Genomic DNA, 15,892 nt, shown 5'->3' on the forward strand with positions numbered 1-15,892 from the left:
ATCGGGCCGGTGGCCCGAAGCCACCGGCCAGCGCCCGCCCTCCGGGCGGCGGGCGCTTTGCGCCCACCGGGCGGGCTCTGGCCTCTCGGTCACAGGCTGAAACGGTCTTGCTCAACCGCTCCCGCAGGGCCGGGGAAACGCGATGCGTTTCCTCGTTCCGGCCCCAACCATGGCATCGCCCCCGCTCGCCGCACTGCGGCGCAGGCGTGACAAGCGCGGCGGCCTTGCCTATAAGGCGGCAAACCTTTCCAGCCCACGGATGCTTCCCATGATCAAGGTCTTCGGCCACAAATCCCCCGACACCGATTCCACCGGCTCGCCCATCGCCTGGGCCTGGTATCTGACCGAGGTGAAAGGCACCCCCGCCGAAGCCGTCCTGCTGGGCGAACCCAATACCGAAGCCGCCTTCGTGCTGAAGCACTGGGATCTGCCCAAACCCGCCATCATCTCCGACATCGCGGCGGGCGAGCCGGTCGTGGTGGTGGACACCAACAACCCCGCCGAACTCGTGCCCTCGATCCATGACGCCAACCTGCTGGCGATCATCGACCATCACATGCTGGTCGGCGGCCTCAAGACCAAGACGCCCATCGACATCACCATCCGCCCGCTGGCCTGCACCGCCACCATCATGGCCGACCTGATGGGCGCCGACCTCGCCCGCGCCCCGCGCGGCATCAAGGGCGCCATGCTGTCGTGCATCCTCTCCGACACGCTGGAATTCCGCAGCCCCACCACCACCGCCCATGACCGCGCCGTGGCCGAAAGCCTCGCCGCCGATCTCGGCGTCTCGCTCGCCGATCTGGCGACGGCGATGTTCGAGGCGAAATCCGATGTCTCGGCCTTCTCCGATGCCGACCTCCTGCGCATGGACAGCAAGGAATACAACGTCGCGGGCAAGGAACTGCGGGTCTCCGTGCTGGAAACCACCGCCCCCAAGGTGGTGCTGGACCGCAAGGCCAGCCTGATGGCCGCGATGGAGACCGTGGCCGCCGAGGACAAGGCCGATCAGGTGCTGCTGTTTGTCGTCGACATCCTGCGCGAAGAAGCCACCCTCCTCGTGCCGAATGACCTGGTGAAGCAAATGGCCGAAGCCAGCTTTGGCGTCACCGTCACCGGCGATACCGTGGTGCTGCCCGGCGTGATGAGCCGCAAGAAGCAGATCATCCCTGCGCTGAAACTGTAACGCCCACAGGCCCCCGGTCCCGCGGCCGGGGGCTCAGCCCACCACCGCCGCGGCAAAGCCCGCCTCGGCGCGCAACTGCGCCAGAGGCACCTCCACCCCGGCCCAGGCCAGGGCCTCCGCTTCCGACAGCGTGGGCAAAAGGCTGATCCGCGTGGTCAACGCCAGCGCCTGCTGCAACATCCGCGCCGTGCCAAAGACGGTCTCGTTGCCCACCAGCATGATACTGTCCACCGGCTCCTCGAACCGCCGCAACGCCGCCTGCATCCCCACCACGCCCAGAAACAGCTCGGTGAAACCCACCTCCACCGTCGCCACGCTGCTGGCATCGTTGAACAGGACAAAGCGCGGGTCGAACAGATCCGAGGCCATGTAATCCAGAAAACGGCGCCGCCCCTCGCGCACCGTCAACACCCCGCTGAGCTGGAAGAAGCTCAGCCGCCGCTCTGGCAGCACCCTGAATTCGAAGGGCATCCGCTTCCCCTCCCCGTGCCAACCCCAGCCATCCCATAGCATCCGGCGCGAAGCCTAGCACAGTTTTGCCACCCAAGGGCGATTCGCGCCGATGCTGGCCCCCGCCGGGTTTTGCCGCTATCAAGGGCGCGATCCATGCAGATCCACGCCACGCAGACAGGTGCGCCCCATGACCGAGATGATCACCGCCTTCGCCCAGATCTCCCACCGCTACCGGGCGGTGTTCTGCGATCTCTGGGGCTGCCTGCATGATGGCAAGACCCCCTTCCCCGCCGCCGTCGCCGCGCTGCAAGCCTTCCGCGCGCAAGGCGGCGTGGTGGTGCTGATGACCAATGCCCCGCGCCCCTTTGGCTCTGTCGCCGCGCAGCTGGAGCGGATCGGCGCCCCGCGCGACTGCTATGACCTGATCATCTCCTCGGGCGATGCCGCGCAGCCCGCGCTGGTCAGCGGCGCCGTGGGCCGCCGCGTGGCCTTCATCGGCGCCGAGAAGGACATGCCCTTCTTCACCGATCTGCCGCCCGCGCTGAAAGGCCAGACCGTGCCCGAGATCGTGCCCATGGCCGAGGCCGAGGGGGTGGTCTGCACGGGCCTGCGCGAGGACGCGACCGAAACGCCCGAGGATTACCGCGCCGAACTGGCGCTCGCCAAGGCGCGCGGGCTGACCATGCTTTGCGCCAATCCCGACATCGTGGTGGATATGGGCAGCGCCCGGCTGTGGTGCGCCGGGGCGCTGGCCAAAGATTACGAGGCGCGCGGCGGCGCGGTGCTGTATTTCGGCAAGCCGCATCCGCCGATCTACGACATGGCGCGCCGCGCCCTGGCCGAGCAGTTCGAGGCGATCGGCAATGATGACATCCTCTGCATCGGCGACGGGCCCTGGACCGATGTTCTGGGCGGCCAGTCCGAGGGGATCGACACGCTGTTCATCACCGGCGGCATTGCGGCCAAACATTTCGGCCCCGACGCCGCCCAGCCCGACAAGGCCCTGCTGGAGGCCTGGCTGGACAGCGAGGGCCTCGCCCCCACCTATGCCATGGCGCATCTGGGGTAAGGCGCCTTCCATGGCCGAGGCCATCGCCGAGGTCATGCGGAAACGCCTGCGAGTTTGGGCCGGTGGCCCAAAGCCACCGGCCAGCGCCCGCCCTCCGGGCGGCGGGCGCTTCGCACCCGCCGGGCGGGCTCGGGCCTCTCAATCGCATGCTGAAACGGTCTTGCTTCGCCGCGCCCACACGGGCGGGGAAACGCGCTGCGTTTCCTGATCCGCCCGCCCCAAAAACCGCCCCGCAACAAAATTACATCTTTCGTCGCACCAGCGCCCGAATCTTACCCTCCCGATTGCGCCGCATCGCAGCATCTGCTACATTGCACCGCAGCAACCCGAGGAATCGACCCATGCTGGACAACATGCCGCGCGGAACCATCTGCATCGAAGACATCGAAATCGGCATGTCGCGTCACCTGCGCAAGACCGTGACCGACCGCGACATCGAGCTGTTCGCCGAGGTCTCGACCGACCGCAACCCGGTCCATCTCGACGAGGCCTATGCCCGGGACACCATCTTTCAGGGCCGCATCGCCCATGGCATGCTCACCGCCGGGCTGATCTCCGCCGTCATCGGCGAACAACTCCCCGGACATGGCACCGTCTATCTCGGCCAAAGCCTGAAATTCATGGCCCCCGTGCGCCCCGGCGATACCGTCTATGCCGAGGTCAAGGTCACCGCCATCGACCATGCCAAACGCCGCGTGACCCTTGAAACCCATTGCGCAGTCGGTAATACCGTGGTCCTGAAGGGCGAGGCGCTGGTTCTGGCGCCCAGCCGCAAGTTCGACTGAGGGCAGCGCCCTCGCCACGGGGCCACATGAAGATCATCTCAGATTGGCAGGGGCTGACGCAGGCCGATCGGGGCGCCTCGGTTGCCATGGGCAATTTCGATGGCGTCCATCTCGGCCACCGCTCGGTGATCGAGGCCGCCGCAGCCCACGGCCCCCTGGGTGTCCTCACCTTTGAACCCCACCCGCGCGAGTTTTTCGCCCCCGACGCGCCGCCCTTCCGGCTGATGAATGCCGAAGCCCGCGCCAATCGCCTCGCCAAACTCGGGGTCGACCGGCTCTACCAACTGCCCTTCGACGCCCAAATGGCGGCGCTGACGCCCGAGGCCTTCGCCGCCGAGGTGCTGGCCGCAGGGCTTGGCGTGCGCCACGTCACCGTCGGCGCCGATTTCTGCTTTGGCAAGGGCCGCACCGGCACCGTCACCGACCTGCAAACCCTTGGCGCGCACCACGGTTTCGGCGTCACCATCGCGCCGCTCCTGCGCGCGGGTGGCAAAGAGGTCTCCTCCACCGCCATCCGCAATGCGCTGAGCGAGGGCCGCCCGCGCGACGCCGCCTCCATGCTCGGCCACCTGCACCGCATCGAGGGCGCCGTGATCCATGGCGAGAAACGCGGCCGCGAACTGGGCTACCCCACCGCCAATATGTCGGTCGCCGGGCTGCACCTGCCCCGGCTGGGCGTCTATGCCGTCAAGGTCGATGTGCTGACCGGCCCGCAGCGCGGCAGCTATGGCGGCGCCGCCAGCCTCGGCGTCCGCCCGATGTTTGGCGAAAACACCCCGAACCTTGAAACCTTTCTGTTTGATTTCAAGGGCGACCTCTATGGTCACCATCTCTCGGTCGCCCTCGTCGATTACCTGCGCCCCGAGCTGAAATTCGACGGCCTCCCCGCCCTCATCACCCAGATGGAGGCCGATTGCAGCCGCGCCCGTCAGATTCTGGCGGTGGCCTGATGCGCCCGCGCTTCTGGGAAACCGTCCCCCTCGCCAAGATGACCCCCGAGGAATGGGAGGCGCTGTGCGACGGCTGCGGCAAATGCTGCCTGAACAAGATCGAATATGAGGACACCGGCGAGGTGGAGTTCACCCGCGTCGCCTGCCGCCTGCTTGATGGCGACAGCTGCCGCTGCACCCAATACCCGATCCGCAAGCAATTCGTCCCCGATTGCGTGCAGCTCACCCCCGCCCGCCTGCCCGAGATCGCCTATTGGATGCCGCAAACCTGCGCCTACCGCCTGCTGCATTTCGGGCACCCCATCCCCGACTGGCACCCGCTGCTCACCGGCAACCCCGACTCGGTGCATGAGGCCGGGGCCTCGGTGCGCGGCTGGACGGTTCCTGAATATGAGGTCAGCGAAGAGGACTGGGACGATTATATCGTCGAAGGCGGTCTGTGATGTGGTTCACCTCCGACAATGCCGCCGGTTGCCCGCCCGAGGTTTTCGCGGCCCTCGCCGCCGCCAATGCAAACTGTATAGCCGGTTACAGTTTGCCCCCGTCGGAGGGGGCAAACGAAACGCCCGGTTACACTTCCGGCTATGGCACCGACCCGCTGACCGAGGAGGTGCAGGCCCGCATCCGCCGCCTGTTCGGCCATCCCGATGCCGTGGTGCGTCTGGTCACCACCGGCACCGCCGCCAATGCGCTGGCTCTGGCCTGCCTGTGCCCGCCTTGGGGCACGGTGTTTTGCGCCCGCGAGGCGCATATCCTGGTGGACGAATGCGGCGCGCCCGAGTTTTTTGCCCATGGTTCCCGTATGTTAGGGGTAGATGGCCCGGATGGCCGCATCAGCCCGCAGGGCTTGCGCCGCGCGGTCGAGGCCACGGGCCAAAGCCTGCACAACATGCAGCGCGGCGCGCTGTCGCTGACCAATGTGACCGAGGCCGGCACGGTCTACACTGCCGCCCAAACCGCCGAACTTGCTGAAATCGCTCAGGATTTTGGCCTGTCCGTGCATCTTGACGGCGCGCGCTTCTGCAATGCGGTCGCCGCCACTGGCGCCACCCCCGCCGCGCTCAGCTGGCGCGCGGGCGTGGATGTGCTGTCTTTTGGGGGCACCAAAAACGGCCTGCTCGGGGTCGAGGCCGTGGTGTTTTTCAACCCTAACCTCTTGGAAAACTTTGATTTTCGCCGCAAGCGCGGCGGGCATCTGCTGTCCAAGGGGCGCTATCTCGCGGCCCAGATGCTCGCCATGCTGGAGGCAGACCGTTGGTTGCACTGGGCCAGCCATGCCAATGCCATGGCGGCGCGGCTGGCGCAGGGTTTGGTCGCGCGCGGGGTGCGGCTTGCTTACCCGGTGCAGGCAAATATCCTTTTTCCCCAATGGGATGCAGGCATTTCCTCACATCTGCGCGCCGCCGGGGCGCAGTTTTACGACATGCCCGCGCCCGAGGGGACGGAGGGGGCGCGGCTGGTGACAAGCTGGTCCACGACGCCCGCCGAGGTGGATGCTTTCCTCAACCTTTTCCAAGGCTTGCGCGGATAAGCTCAGCCACCTCGCGCGGATGGGTGATCGGCAGCATATGCGCCGCCCCCGGCACCACCGCCCGGCGGGCTTGCGGCAACCGCGCCGCCAGCGCCGACTGGATCGCCGCCACGATGGGCGGGCTTTCGCTGCCCTCCAGCAAAAGCACTGGCAAATCAAGGGCTTCCAGACGCCCCGGCGCCACCAGCCGCGCGCGATCCTGCACCAGAACCGGGTCTTGCGCCGCCACCAAAGGCATCCGCGCCGCCATATAGTCCCGCTGCGCAGGCGGCAGGCGCGCGAAATCGCCATGGCCCCAAACGCTGTGGAACAGCGCCGCCGCCTTGGCGGAATCTGCCGTCATGGCGCTGTGGACCGCCGCGTAACCCGCTGCGAAAGCGTCAAATTCTGGCATTCCCCGCGCGGCGGAAAACAACACAGGCTCGATCAGCACCAGCTGCCGCACCCGCTCCGGGGCCTCCAGCGCCAGCCGCAGCGCCACCGTGGCGCCAAAGCTGTGCCCGATCAGCAGCACCGGCCCCTCTCCCATCGCAGCCCGCGCGACCCGGCAGGCCTCGTCGTGCAAATCCTGCCCCGGCGCCAGATCCGCCGCCCGCCCATGCCCCGGCAGGTCCGGCGCGGCCAGATCCAGCTCCGGCAAAGCCGCCGCCAAACCAGCCCAGGCCCCACCATGCGCCAGCGAACAATGCAGCGCCAGAGCGGCCCGGCGTGGCGCTGGCTGGCTCACAGCTTGCCAGCCAGATGCAGGCCCAAATCCTCGATATGGTCTTGCCCCCAGAAGCAAGCCCCATCATCCAGGATATAGAACGGCACACCAAAGGCACCCCGGCTCACCGCCTCCTCCAGATTGACGCCATAGGTTTCCGCCGCCGACAGCATGCCGCGCTGCGCCACCATGGGGTCAAATCCGGCAGCCGCCAGACAATCGGCGATCACCTCATCATCGGCAATATTGCGGTTCTCGGCCCAGCACGCCCGCGCCAGACCATGCACCAAGGCGCCCAGATCGCCGCCCCCCGCCGCCTGCGCGCTGATGATCGCATAGGCCGAAGGCGCTGGATTCACAGGCCAAAAGGCCGGTTGCAGGTTCAGCGCCAGCCCCAGCTTGCGCGATTGCCGCGTCAGCTCCTGCAAGCGATACGCCTTGCGGCTCGCGTGCCGCTCGGCCAGCGCCTGCCCGCCGGTGCGGGCAAACAGCTGCGACGGGTCCAACGGCTTGTAGCTGATCGAGGCCCCGGCCTCAGCTGCCGCCGCCTCCAGCCGCTGCCCCGCCAGATAGACAAATGGCGACACGGCCGAGAAAAAATAGTCGATATGGGCCATCAGACGCCCTCCCCTGCTTTTGCGCGGTTTGCGGAGACCCTAGCCGGGTGGTAAGCGGTGTCAACGCCTGACCGGGCGTTGCGAATCCACGCGAATCCACGGCCCAACGGATCACAGGACGACAGACATGGCTGCCATGACCGAACCGAAACTCATCGCCGGCAATGCGAACCGCAGCCTTGCCAACAACATCGCGCGGCGCATGTCGATGCATCGGGGGATGCAGGTCGGCCTGGTCGACGCCCGTGTCGAGCGCTTCAATGACGGCGAGATTTTCGTCGAAGTGTTCGAGAATGTCCGTGGCGAGGATATGTATATCATCCAGCCGACCTCGCGCCCGGCCAATGACAACCTCATGGAATTGCTGATCATTGCCGATGCGCTGCGCCGGTCGAGCGCCGATCGCATCACCGCCGTGATCCCCTATTTCGGCTATGCCCGCCAGGATCGCCGCGCCAAGGCCCGCACGCCGATCAGCGCCAAATTGGTGGCCAATCTGCTGACCGAGGCGGGCATCGACCGCATCCTGACGCTGGACCTGCATGCCGCGCAAATTCAGGGCTTCTTCGACATTCCGGTCGACAACCTCTATGCCAGCCCGATCTTCAGCCTGGATATTGAACATCACTTCAAGGGCCAGATGGATGATGTGATGGTGGTTTCGCCTGATGTCGGCGGCGTGGCCCGCGCCCGCGACATCGCCAAGCGGATCAATGCACCGCTTTCCATCGTCGACAAGCGCCGCGAGAAGGCGGGCGAAGTGGCGGGCATGACGGTGATTGGCGACGTGCGCGGCAAGAAATGCATCATCGTGGATGACATTTGTGACACCGCCGGAACGCTGTGCAAGGCCGCCGAGACGCTGATCGAGGCAGGCGCGACCGAGGTGCACAGCTATATCACCCATGGCGTGCTGTCCGGCCCGGCGGTGGAGCGGGTGCAGAATTCGGTGATGAAATCGCTGGTGATCACCGATTCCATCGAGCCGACCGAAGCGGTGAAGGCCTGCCCGAATATCCGCATCGTGCCGACGGCGCCGATGTTTGCCCAAGCCATTCTGAACACCTGGCACGGCACCTCGGTCTCGTCGCTGTTCGAGACCGACACGCTGGTGCCGATCTATGAAGGCATCTATCAGCGCAGCTAAGCTGCGGATTTTCGGCGAAAATCCGGGGCCGCCTTCGGGCGGCCTTTTTCATGCCTGCGAACTTTCGGCGAAAATTCGGATCAATAAAGCTGCCAGTCATCCTCGCTGCGGACAGAGCCGATCGCCGTCCAATCCGCCCGGATACGGGCCACACGGGTATCGCCCCAGGTGCGGAATACGATGTGAAAGCCGCGCTCGGTGATGGCATCGGCGGTGATGTCGGCGCGGGAATTATGCTTGTGGTCCATATCCCACATCGAGATGCCCACCATCACCATCGGCGGGTCGAGGAACTCTTCCTTGAAGGTCACGATGAACCGGCTTTCGCGCGGCCCCTGCCCTGTCCACATGGCGCCGCCATCGGCAAAATCGGTGAACATGACCCGACTGCCCTGCACGATCCCGAAAGAGCTGGTATTGATCCGCTTCATGCGCCCTCTGTCCCGCGCCCGAGTAATGGCCGACAATCGCCTGAATTTCAGGCAAAAATGGGGAAACCGCAATAGCAAAGGCCCCGATTTCCCGGGGCCTGAGCGTCATCTTGTCCGGGCTTCAATGCGCGGCGTGGTGGCGCAGCGCCAGAATGTCCTGCACGGTCTTTTCGGCGGCATCCTTCATCTCTGCCGGGGCGAGGGCGGCCAGATCGCGGGCCTCCTGCACCATGGCATCCAGAATGGTGCCCGAAAGATCGTCCACCGGAATGGCGCGCTCGGCCAGAACGGTGACGCCGGAGGCCGTGATCTCGGCAAAACCGCCGGTCACCGCGAAGGCCTGCGTCCCTTGCGCGGAAACCGCTTTCAGGATGCCGGGGCGCAGGGTGGTGATGGTGGCCGCATGGCCCTCCATCGCCGTCATGTCGCCGTCGGCCCCCGGGATCTGCACCTCGGTGGCCTGAACGGAAGCGAGCTTCCGTTCGGGCGACACCAGGTCGAATTGCAGGGTGTTGGCCATTTATGCCCCCTTACGCCGCAGCTGCGGAGAGTTTGGCAGCCTTGGCTTTCACTTCCTCGATGTCGCCGACCATGTAGAAGGCGGCTTCCGGCAGGTGGTCATATTCGCCAGCAACCACAGCCTTGAACGAAGCGATGGTTTTTTCCAGCGGAACCTGCACACCGTCCGAGCCGGTGAAGACTTTTGCCACGTCGAAGGGCTGCGACAGGAAGCGCTCGATCTTGCGGGCGCGGGCCACGGCCAGCTTGTCGTCTTCCGACAGTTCGTCCATCCCGAGGATGGCGATGATGTCTTGCAGCGACTTGTAGCGTTGCAGCACTTTCTGCACGTCGGTGGCGACCTTGTAATGCTCTTCGCCGATGATCAGCGGGTCGAGCAGACGCGAGGTCGAGCCGAGCGGGTCCACAGCCGGGTAGATGCCTTTTTCCGAGATCGCACGGTCCAGAACGGTCGTGGCGTCAAGGTGGGCAAAGGAGGTGGCCGGAGCCGGGTCGGTAAGGTCGTCGGCCGGAACGTAAACGGCTTGCACCGAGGTGATCGAGCCGTTCTTGGTCGAGGTGATGCGTTCTTGCATCGCGCCCATGTCGGTTGCCAGCGTCGGCTGGTAGCCCACGGCCGAAGGAATACGGCCCAGCAGAGCCGACACTTCCGAACCTGCCTGGGTGAAGCGGAAGATGTTGTCCACGAAGAACAGCACGTCGGCGCCGGTCTCGTCGCGGAACTGTTCGGCCAGGGTCAGACCCGACAGAGCGATCCGCATACGGGCCCCCGGAGGCTCGTTCATCTGACCGTAAACCAGCGCGATTTTCGACTTGGACATGTCTTCCAGGTCGATAACGCCGGATTCGATCATTTCGTGATAGAGGTCGTTGCCCTCACGGGTCCGCTCGCCCACACCGGCGAACACGGACACGCCCGAGTGGACCTTGGCGATGTTGTTGATCAGTTCCATGATCAACACGGTCTTGCCCACGCCGGCGCCGCCGAACAGGCCGATCTTGCCGCCCTTGGTATAGGGGGCCAGCAGGTCGATGACCTTGATGCCGGTCACGAGGATCTCGGTCGCGGTCGATTGCTGCGCGAAATCCGGGGCCGGGGCGTGGATGGCGCGGGTGGTGGTGGCGTTGACCGGGCCTTTTTCGTCAACGGGTTCGCCGATGACGTTCAGGATGCGGCCGAGGGTGGCGGTGCCGACCGGAACCGAGATCGGGGCGCCGGTATCGGTGACGGCTGCGCCGCGCACCAGACCTTCGGTTGCGTCCATGGCGACCGCACGCACGGTGTTCTCACCAAGGTGCTGGGCCACTTCCATGACCAGGGTCTTGCCATTGTTGTCGGTGGTGATGGCGTTCAGAATCGCGGGCAGATCGCCTTCGAACTGAACGTCCACAACGGCGCCGATGACTTGCGTCACTTTGCCTTTTGCTTGTGCCATGTCATTTCTCCGTTCGGGTCGTCAGAGCGCCTCGGCGCCCGAGATGATTTCGATAAGCTCTTTGGTGATCGCGGCCTGACGGCTCCGGTTATACTGGATCGTCAGACGGTTGATCATGTCGCCCGCGTTGCGGGTTGCGTTATCCATCGCGCTCATCCGGGCACCCTGTTCAGACGCCCCGTTTTCCAGCAATGCGGTGAAGATCTGCGTCGCGACACCGCGCGGCAGCAGATCGGCCAGAATGGCCTCCTCGCTGGGCTCGTAGTCGTAAAGCGCGGTCGCACCAGCGGCCTCTCCCGGTTGGGCCGGGATGATCTGCTGGGCGGTCGGGATCTGGCTGATGACCGACTGGAAGCGGTTGAAGAAGATCGTCGCCACGTCAAATTCGCCAGCTTCAAAGCGGGCAAAGATTTCGCGGGCGATGTCTTGCGCATTGGCATAGCCCACGCGCTTCACTTCGGCCATGTCGACGTGACCGACGAAATATTCGCCCAGGTCACGGCGCAGCTGTTCCCGGCCCTTCTTGCCGACCGTCAGGATCTTGACGGTCTTGCCAGCGGCCAGCAACTCGGCAGCCTTCGCGCGGACAAGCCGCACGATGGTGGTGTTGAAACCGCCGCACAGGCCGCGCTCCGAGGTCATGACGACCAGCAGATGCACCTTGTCGGCACCCGTCCCGGCCAGAAGCCGGGGCGCGCCATCCGAACCGCCGACCGATGCCGCCAGCCCGGCGATGACCGCATTCATGCGGTCAGCGTAGGGGCGTGCGGCCTCGGCGGCCTCTTGCGCGCGGCGCAGTTTCGCCGCGGCCACCATTTGCATGGCCTTCGTGATCTTCCGCGTGTTCTTGACGCTTCCGATCCGGTTTTTGAGGTCCTTAAGGCTGGGCATTCTCTGCTCCCCTCAGGCCGCTCAAGCGAAGGTCTTGGCGAAATCGGCGATCGCGTCTTTCAGCTTCTGCTCGTCGGCACCCTTGATCTTCGGATCGCTGTTGGTGATCCAGTCCAGGATGTCCTTGCGCTGGCCGCGCAGATAGGCCAGCAGGCCCGCTTCAAAGCGGCCCACGTCCTTCACCGACACCTTGTCGAGGAAGCCAGCGGTGCCCGCATAGATCACGCAGACGATTTCCGCGTTGGTCAGCGGCGAGTATTGCGCTTGCTTCATCAGCTCGGTCAGACGGGCGCCGCGGTTCAGCAGGGCCTGGGTCGAGGCGTCGAGGTCGGAACCGAACTGGGCGAAAGCGGCCATCTCGCGATACTGGGCGAGCGACAGTTTCACCGGGCCGGCCACGGTTTTCATCGAGTTGGTCTGGGCCGAGGAGCCCACGCGCGACACCGAGAGACCGGTGTTCACGGCCGGGCGGATGCCCTGGTAGAACAGTTCGGTTTCCAGGAAGATCTGGCCGTCGGTGATCGAGATCACGTTGGTCGGGATGAAGGCCGACACGTCGCCGCCCTGGGTTTCGATGATCGGCAGAGCGGTCAGCGAGCCAGCGCCGAAATCTTCGTTCAGCTTGGCCGAACGCTCCAGCAGGCGCGAGTGGAGGTAGAACACGTCGCCCGGATAGGCTTCACGGCCCGGCGGGCGGCGCAGCAGCAGCGACATCTGACGATAGGACACGGCCTGTTTCGACAGGTCATCATAGATGATCAGGGCGTGACGGCCATTGTCGCGGAAGAATTCCGCCATCGCGGTCGCGGCATAGGGGGCCAGGAACTGCATCGGGGCCGGGTCGGAGGCGGTGGCGGCCACGACGATGGTGTAATCAATCGCGCCGGTTTCTTCCAGCTTCTTCACCAGCTGCGCCACGGTCGAACGCTTCTGGCCGACGGCGACGTAGATGCAATACAGCTTCTTCGACTCGTCCGAGCCGGCAGCCTCATTGTAGGATTTCTGGTTCAGGATGGTGTCGAGCGCCACGGCGGTCTTGCCGGTCTGACGGTCGCCGATGATCAGTTCGCGCTGGCCACGGCCAACGGGGATCATCGCGTCCACGGCCTTGAGGCCGGTTGCCATCGGCTCATGCACCGATTTGCGCGGGATGATGCCGGGCGCCTTCACGTCGGCGATGCGACGCTCGGTGGCAGCGATGGGGCCCTTGCCGTCGATCGGGTTGCCCAGACCGTCCACAACGCGGCCCAGCAGGGCGTCACCGGCGGGCACGTCCACGATGGACTTGGTGCGCTTGACGGTATCGCCTTCCTTGATGTCCTGGTCGGAACCGAAGATCACGACGCCGACATTGTCGACTTCGAGGTTCAGCGCCATCCCGCGGATGCCACCGGGGAATTCGACCATTTCACCGGCCTGGACATTGTCCAGACCATGCACGCGCGCAATACCGTCGCCAACCGACAGCACACGACCAACTTCGGCGACCGCAGCGTCTTTGCCGAAGTTCTTGATCTGCTCCTTGAGGATCGCAGAGATCTCAGCAGCCTGGATTCCCATCACCCAACCTCTTTCATTGCATTCTGGAGAGCCGCGAGCTTCGACTTGATCGAGGTGTCGATCATGGTCGAGCCCAGCTTGACGACAAGACCACCGATGAGGCTTTCATCGACGGCAACATTCACTTTCACGTCCTTGCCGACGCGCGCTTTCAGCGTTTCGGCCAGCTTGGCCGATTGCTCGGCCGACAGCGCAGTGGCGGCGATGACCTCGGCGGTCACCTCGCCCTTGGCGGCCGCGATGCGGGCGCGCAGGTCCGCCAGCAGCTGCGGCAGCACGAACAGGCGCCGCTTGGCCGCCAGCAGCGCCAGCGTGTTGGAGGTCAGGGCCGAGAGACCGGCCTTGGCGGCGATGGCCGCAATGGCATTGCCCTGCTCATCGCGCGTGTAAAGCGGCGAGGAGATCAGGTCGCGCAGATCGGCAGAGGACCGGAGGGCTGCGTCGATCGCATCGACATCCCCTTCCAGTGCCTGAAGCCCGCTCGTCTCGGTGGCGAGATCGAACAGGGCGGTTGCGTAGCGCGCGGCAATGCCGGAGGAGATCGAAGCTGTTTCGGACACGACAACCCTTCCGCTGCTTGCCTCTTTTCTGCGCGGTCAGGCGACAAGCGCCGCACAGGCAAGAGGCTATTGTTGGCGCATGATGACCATGCGTCTCAAATCCGAGGCGTCTCTAGCAGACGTGCCCCAATGCCGCAACCGTGAACAGACGTTTAATTCCACATGTAGGACGCAAACATTCCATTCCTTTTGCGACCTTTGGCGCAGGGCCTGCGCCATGCCCGTCAAAACCCGTCAGGACGGCTGCAAAGCGGGGGAATCGGCCCGATCACGGCGCTTCACCATCCCGTCATCCGGCGCCCGCCCCGGTTGCGTCTTACATTCCGCTTCCGCAATATGTGTGGCAAACAGGATCAGGAGAGCCCGATGCCCCCACAGCCCCCCCACCCGCTTCACAGCCGCCGCAGCGCCCTTCGTCTCGGGCTGGCCGGGGGGCTTGCCGCAGGCCTTGGCACGCTGGCGGCACCCGGCCTTTTGCGCGCCGAGCCGGTGCGCGCCAATACCTCGGGCTTCGTGGCGCAGCGCTGGCAGGATCATTTCGACACGCTGGCCAAAGGCGCCATCGTCGCCGATACCGGATCGCGCGCGCTGCATTTCTGGAATGCCGATGCCTCGATCTATCGCATTTTCCCCACCTCGGTGCCCCGGTCGGACGAGCTGACCAAGCGCGGCTATACCGAGATCGTGCGCAAGAAAATCGGCCCGAGCTGGACGCCGACCCCCTCGCAGATGCAGCGCTTCCCCGACTGGAAGCCCATCGGCCCCGGCCCGCAAAATCCGCTGGGCACCCATGCCATGTATCTGGGCTGGCCTGCCTATATCATCCATGGCACCCATGACACCCGCAAGATCGGCCGCAAATCCTCGGATGGCTGCATCGGCCTTTACAATGAGATGATCGCCGAGCTGTTCGATCTGGCCCCGATCGGCACGCAGGTGCGCATCATCTGACCCTTCGACGGGTCAGCTGCGGGTCAGTTGCGGTCAAGCCGGTTCAGTGCCGGCTCCGGGCTGGCCTGCCCGATGCCCTCCAGCACGCGCAGCGGCTTTTTCACCACCGCGCCCAGCCCGCCCCGCGTCGGCGCATAGACCTGCTTGCTGGCCTCGACCATCAGCACGCCGCCCGCCATCCAGGGGGCAAAGCGCCGCCCGGCGCGCTCCCAGAAGGGCGCGGTGCGCAGCCAGAACCGCCGTCCCGAAGGCGGGGCGAACAGCGCCGCAACATGGCGTTCGGGGGTAAAGCCATGGCGGCGCAGCTGCGCCTCCAGCTGCCGCAGCGAATAGGGGCGGCCAAAGCCGAAAGGCGTGCCGTCCCCCCGCGCCCAAAGGCCCGAGCGGTTGGGCACCACGAACATCACCTTCCCCCCCGGCCCCAGCACCCGGTGGCATTCTTCCAGAATGGCACTGGGCTGCTCCGAGGTCTCCAGCCCGTGCATCAGCACCAGCCGGTCGACAAAGCCGGTGGCCAGCGGCCAGTCGGTCTCCTCGCACAGCACGCTCACATTCTCCATGCCCGCGGGCCAGGGCATCACGCCCTGCGGCCCGGGCATGAGGCCAATGACCCGCCGCGCCTCGGCCAGCCAGGGGCGCAGCAGCGGCACGGCAAAGCCGAACCCCGCCACGGTCTGCCCCGGCCCAGGCTGCCACATGCTCACCAGCTGGTCGCGGATCGCCCGCTGCGCCACCCGCCCCAAAGGCGTGCGGTAATAGAAGTTTCGCAAATCCAACACGTCCAGATGCATTGCGCCCGCCCGGCCCCAGCCCCACATTCAGGGGCAGATTAGCCGAAAGCCCGGGAAACGCCATGCTGTCACTCGTCACCATCCCCTGCCTGAAAGACAATTACGCCTTTCTGGTGCATGACGCGGCCAGCGGCACCACCGCCCTGATCGACGCGCCCGAGGCCGCGCCCATTCTGGCCGAGCTGGACGCGCGCGGCTGGGCTCTCAGCCATGTGCTGCTGACCCATCACCATTGGGACCATGTTGACGGGCTGCCCGGCCTCGGCCTTGGCCCCGATGTCACCGTCATCGGGGCCGCCGCCGATGTGC

Annotated in this window: 19 protein-coding genes; 9 read left to right on the forward strand and 10 right to left on the reverse strand. The window is 65.5% G+C overall.

The window, feature by feature from the left end; translation table 11 throughout:
* Positions 1–268 precede the first annotated feature (268 nt).
* The gene (locus tag JNN06_RS11390) at positions 269–1,186 is read left to right on the forward strand and encodes a manganese-dependent inorganic pyrophosphatase (RefSeq protein WP_291239729.1); all 918 of its coding nucleotides are present in this window, start codon (positions 269–271) and stop codon (positions 1,184–1,186) included.
* A gap of 33 nt (positions 1,187–1,219) precedes the next feature.
* Here the strand turns inward: JNN06_RS11390 and JNN06_RS11395 are convergent, their stop codons facing one another.
* The gene (locus tag JNN06_RS11395; protein WP_291239712.1) at positions 1,220–1,657 is read right to left on the reverse strand and encodes a hypothetical protein; all 438 of its coding nucleotides are present in this window, start codon (positions 1,655–1,657) and stop codon (positions 1,220–1,222) included.
* A gap of 169 nt (positions 1,658–1,826) precedes the next feature.
* Here JNN06_RS11395 and JNN06_RS11400 point away from each other — a divergent pair, with 169 nt between their 5' ends.
* From JNN06_RS11400 to JNN06_RS11420, 5 genes are all read left to right on the forward strand, one after another.
* Positions 1,827–2,708 (forward strand): TIGR01459 family HAD-type hydrolase, encoded by an 882-nt coding sequence (locus tag JNN06_RS11400; protein ID WP_291239713.1) that lies wholly within the window; start codon positions 1,827–1,829, stop codon positions 2,706–2,708.
* A 341-nt stretch (positions 2,709–3,049) separates the two neighbouring features.
* A complete protein-coding gene (locus JNN06_RS11405; RefSeq protein WP_291239714.1) occupies positions 3,050–3,493 on the forward strand; it encodes a MaoC family dehydratase in 444 nt (147 codons plus the stop codon).
* A 26-nt stretch (positions 3,494–3,519) separates the two neighbouring features.
* Positions 3,520–4,443 (forward strand): bifunctional riboflavin kinase/FAD synthetase, encoded by a 924-nt coding sequence (locus JNN06_RS11410; RefSeq protein WP_291239715.1) that lies wholly within the window; start codon positions 3,520–3,522, stop codon positions 4,441–4,443.
* Positions 4,443–4,886, forward strand: a complete 444-nt coding sequence (locus JNN06_RS11415; RefSeq protein WP_291239716.1) for a YcgN family cysteine cluster protein — start codon at positions 4,443–4,445, stop codon at positions 4,884–4,886. The genes JNN06_RS11410 and JNN06_RS11415 overlap by 1 nt, the downstream gene beginning before the upstream one ends.
* Positions 4,886–5,974, forward strand: a complete 1,089-nt coding sequence (locus JNN06_RS11420; protein ID WP_291239717.1) for a beta-eliminating lyase-related protein — start codon at positions 4,886–4,888, stop codon at positions 5,972–5,974. Before JNN06_RS11415 ends, JNN06_RS11420 begins: the two co-directional genes overlap by 1 nt.
* On the opposite strand, the gene JNN06_RS11425 is transcribed toward JNN06_RS11420, so the two are convergent.
* Positions 5,946–6,701, reverse strand: coding sequence for an alpha/beta hydrolase (locus JNN06_RS11425; RefSeq protein WP_291239718.1), 756 nt, complete (start codon positions 6,699–6,701; stop codon positions 5,946–5,948). The genes JNN06_RS11420 and JNN06_RS11425 overlap by 29 nt on opposite strands.
* Entirely contained in the window at positions 6,698–7,297 is a 600-nt protein-coding gene (locus JNN06_RS11430; protein ID WP_291239719.1) for a 2-hydroxychromene-2-carboxylate isomerase, read from the reverse strand. Before JNN06_RS11430 ends, JNN06_RS11425 begins: the two co-directional genes overlap by 4 nt.
* Before the next feature lie 127 nt (positions 7,298–7,424).
* On the opposite strand from JNN06_RS11430, the gene JNN06_RS11435 reads away from it, so the two are divergent.
* Positions 7,425–8,444 (forward strand): ribose-phosphate pyrophosphokinase, encoded by a 1,020-nt coding sequence (locus JNN06_RS11435; RefSeq protein WP_291239720.1) that lies wholly within the window; start codon positions 7,425–7,427, stop codon positions 8,442–8,444.
* An 80-nt stretch (positions 8,445–8,524) separates the two neighbouring features.
* On the opposite strand, the gene JNN06_RS11440 is transcribed toward JNN06_RS11435, so the two are convergent.
* From JNN06_RS11440 to JNN06_RS11465, 6 genes are all read right to left on the reverse strand, one after another.
* Positions 8,525–8,875: an H-type lectin domain-containing protein gene (locus JNN06_RS11440; protein WP_291239721.1), complete on the reverse strand. Its 351-nt coding sequence runs from the start codon at positions 8,873–8,875 to the stop codon at positions 8,525–8,527.
* A 121-nt stretch (positions 8,876–8,996) separates the two neighbouring features.
* Positions 8,997–9,395, reverse strand: coding sequence for a F0F1 ATP synthase subunit epsilon (locus tag JNN06_RS11445; RefSeq protein ID WP_291239722.1), 399 nt, complete (start codon positions 9,393–9,395; stop codon positions 8,997–8,999).
* 10 nt (positions 9,396–9,405) lie between these two features.
* A complete protein-coding gene (gene atpD, locus JNN06_RS11450) occupies positions 9,406–10,830 on the reverse strand; it encodes a F0F1 ATP synthase subunit beta (protein ID WP_291239723.1) in 1,425 nt (474 codons plus the stop codon).
* Between the two features lie 21 nt (positions 10,831–10,851).
* Positions 10,852–11,721: a F0F1 ATP synthase subunit gamma gene (locus tag JNN06_RS11455; RefSeq protein ID WP_291239724.1), complete on the reverse strand. Its 870-nt coding sequence runs from the start codon at positions 11,719–11,721 to the stop codon at positions 10,852–10,854.
* A 21-nt stretch (positions 11,722–11,742) separates the two neighbouring features.
* Positions 11,743–13,281, reverse strand: a complete 1,539-nt coding sequence (gene atpA / locus JNN06_RS11460; protein ID WP_291239725.1) for a F0F1 ATP synthase subunit alpha — start codon at positions 13,279–13,281, stop codon at positions 11,743–11,745.
* Positions 13,281–13,841: a F0F1 ATP synthase subunit delta gene (locus JNN06_RS11465; RefSeq protein ID WP_291239726.1), complete on the reverse strand. Its 561-nt coding sequence runs from the start codon at positions 13,839–13,841 to the stop codon at positions 13,281–13,283. The genes atpA and JNN06_RS11465 overlap by 1 nt, the downstream gene beginning before the upstream one ends.
* Positions 13,842–14,207: 366 nt before the next feature.
* Here JNN06_RS11465 and JNN06_RS11470 point away from each other — a divergent pair, with 366 nt between their 5' ends.
* The gene (locus tag JNN06_RS11470; protein WP_291239727.1) at positions 14,208–14,792 is read left to right on the forward strand and encodes a L,D-transpeptidase; all 585 of its coding nucleotides are present in this window, start codon (positions 14,208–14,210) and stop codon (positions 14,790–14,792) included.
* Positions 14,793–14,815: 23 nt separating this feature from the next.
* Here the strand turns inward: JNN06_RS11470 and JNN06_RS11475 are convergent, their stop codons facing one another.
* Positions 14,816–15,583, reverse strand: a complete 768-nt coding sequence (locus tag JNN06_RS11475; protein WP_291239730.1) for a methyltransferase domain-containing protein — start codon at positions 15,581–15,583, stop codon at positions 14,816–14,818.
* A 62-nt stretch (positions 15,584–15,645) separates the two neighbouring features.
* Here JNN06_RS11475 and JNN06_RS11480 point away from each other — a divergent pair.
* Positions 15,646–15,892, forward strand: a 247-nt coding sequence (locus JNN06_RS11480; protein ID WP_291239728.1) for an MBL fold metallo-hydrolase, incomplete at its 3' end; no start/stop codon positions are given.

It is taken from the genome of Gemmobacter sp. (assembly GCF_016792925.1).
Taxonomy (GTDB): Bacteria; Pseudomonadota; Alphaproteobacteria; order Rhodobacterales; family Rhodobacteraceae; genus Gemmobacter.

What these genes read in the sequence shown, in the direction of transcription:
- JNN06_RS11475 (WP_291239730.1), bottom strand. Translation starts at nt 15,583, where the DNA reads ATGCATCTGGACGTGTTGGATTTGCGAAACTTCTATTACCGCACGCCT.
- JNN06_RS11390 (WP_291239729.1), top strand. Translation starts at nt 269, where the DNA reads ATGATCAAGGTCTTCGGCCACAAATCCCCCGACACCGATTCCACCGGC.
- JNN06_RS11405 (WP_291239714.1), top strand. Translation starts at nt 3,050, where the DNA reads ATGCTGGACAACATGCCGCGCGGAACCATCTGCATCGAAGACATCGAA.
- atpA (WP_291239725.1), bottom strand. Translation starts at nt 13,281, where the DNA reads ATGGGAATCCAGGCTGCTGAGATCTCTGCGATCCTCAAGGAGCAGATC.
- atpD (WP_291239723.1), bottom strand. Translation starts at nt 10,830, where the DNA reads ATGGCACAAGCAAAAGGCAAAGTGACGCAAGTCATCGGCGCCGTTGTG.
- JNN06_RS11420 (WP_291239717.1), top strand. Translation starts at nt 4,886, where the DNA reads ATGTGGTTCACCTCCGACAATGCCGCCGGTTGCCCGCCCGAGGTTTTC.
- JNN06_RS11440 (WP_291239721.1), bottom strand. Translation starts at nt 8,875, where the DNA reads ATGAAGCGGATCAATACCAGCTCTTTCGGGATCGTGCAGGGCAGTCGG.
- JNN06_RS11470 (WP_291239727.1), top strand. Translation starts at nt 14,208, where the DNA reads ATGCCCCCACAGCCCCCCCACCCGCTTCACAGCCGCCGCAGCGCCCTT.
- JNN06_RS11400 (WP_291239713.1), top strand. Translation starts at nt 1,827, where the DNA reads ATGACCGAGATGATCACCGCCTTCGCCCAGATCTCCCACCGCTACCGG.
- JNN06_RS11415 (WP_291239716.1), top strand. Translation starts at nt 4,443, where the DNA reads ATGCGCCCGCGCTTCTGGGAAACCGTCCCCCTCGCCAAGATGACCCCC.
- JNN06_RS11395 (WP_291239712.1), bottom strand. Translation starts at nt 1,657, where the DNA reads ATGCCCTTCGAATTCAGGGTGCTGCCAGAGCGGCGGCTGAGCTTCTTC.
- JNN06_RS11455 (WP_291239724.1), bottom strand. Translation starts at nt 11,721, where the DNA reads ATGCCCAGCCTTAAGGACCTCAAAAACCGGATCGGAAGCGTCAAGAAC.
- JNN06_RS11410 (WP_291239715.1), top strand. Translation starts at nt 3,520, where the DNA reads ATGAAGATCATCTCAGATTGGCAGGGGCTGACGCAGGCCGATCGGGGC.
- JNN06_RS11445 (WP_291239722.1), bottom strand. Translation starts at nt 9,395, where the DNA reads ATGGCCAACACCCTGCAATTCGACCTGGTGTCGCCCGAACGGAAGCTC.
- JNN06_RS11430 (WP_291239719.1), bottom strand. Translation starts at nt 7,297, where the DNA reads ATGGCCCATATCGACTATTTTTTCTCGGCCGTGTCGCCATTTGTCTAT.
- JNN06_RS11435 (WP_291239720.1), top strand. Translation starts at nt 7,425, where the DNA reads ATGGCTGCCATGACCGAACCGAAACTCATCGCCGGCAATGCGAACCGC.